Here is a 1,134-nt window from a genome sequence, read left to right as displayed (position 1 = left end):
CTGCGTGCTGGCGGTGGCCATCCCGCTGTGGATCGTCGTCGGCACCGGCCTGCCCACCGTGCTCACCCCCCTGCTCATCGGACTCAACACCGTGCTGTGCGTGCTGCTCCAGGTCCGGGCGGCCAGGGGCAGCGACGACCTGCCCGGTGCCGCCCGCCTCGCCCGCCGCGCGGGCCTGGCCGGCGCGGCGGCCTGCCTGCTCCTGATCCCCACCGGCCATCTCGGCACCCTCACCGCCGGGTTCCTGGTGTGCGCGGCCTTCGTGGTGATGACCGGCGCCGAACTGTGGCACGCGGCCGGGTCCTTCGGCATCGGCATCGGCCTGGCTCCCGAGGACCGGCGCGGCGAGTACCTCGGTGCCTTCCAGCTCCACCACGGCCTGCAGTCGATCCTCGGCCCGCTGATCCTGACCGCGTTCATCGGCCGCGGCTCCGGCCTCGGCTGGACGGCGGCCGCGGTCCTGTTCACCGCCGCGGCCCTCCTCGTCCAGCCCGCGGTACGCGCCGCCGCCGCGGCCTCCGCCGTCTCCGCCGAAGTGCCGGCACCCCGGTCCACCGCGGACCAGCCCGCCCTGGACTGAACCCGAAGACATCAAAGACACCGCAGACACCGCAGACCGCGCAGATATCAAGGACAGGGCAGACAGCGCAGACACCGGAGGCATGGATGCTGCACCCCGCCGCCGATGCCCGCACCCCCGGCCCCTACAGCGGCCGCGAACTGGCCGGGGACCTGCGGGCCCTGGGTGTCGAACGCGGGGACGTCGTCATGGTCCACACCTCCCTGAGCGCCCTGGGCTGGACGGTGGGCGGTCCCGTCGCCCTCCTGCGGGCCCTGCGGGAGGCCGTCGGGGAGTCGGGAACCCTCGTGGTGCCCGCCTTCACCACCTACCTGACCGACCCGGCGACCTGGGTCCAGCGGCCCGTGCCCCCCACATGGTGGCCCCACATCAGGGCGTCCCTGCCCCCGTTCGACCCGGACGTGCACCCCGTCCAGCCCCGCCTGGGCCGCTTCCCCGAGTTCGTACGGACCCTGCCCGGCGTCCACCGCTCCACGCACCCGCTCTACTCGCTGGCCGCCTCCGGCCCCGCCGCGCCCGCCCTGCTCGCCGCCCACCCGCTGCCCTACGGCCTG

General features: G+C 75.0%; 1 protein-coding gene and 1 pseudogene. Both read left to right on the top strand.

Going from position 1 to position 1,134, the window contains the following annotated elements; translation table 11 throughout:
* A pseudogene (locus tag ABZV34_RS39830) lies at positions 1 to 580 on the top strand (MFS transporter); the annotation flags it as partial.
* 86 nt (positions 581 to 666) lie between these two features.
* The coding region (locus ABZV34_RS39825; protein ID WP_356288315.1) for an AAC(3) family N-acetyltransferase at positions 667 to 1,134 on the top strand (468 nt) is incomplete at its 3' end.

This window comes from Streptomyces sp. NPDC005195 (genome assembly GCF_040608315.1).
Lineage (GTDB): Bacteria > Actinomycetota > Actinomycetes > Streptomycetales > Streptomycetaceae > Streptomyces > Streptomyces kaempferi.
The sequence above is the reverse complement of the archived record's forward strand: the minus strand, read 5'-3'. Positions and strand labels throughout refer to the sequence as shown.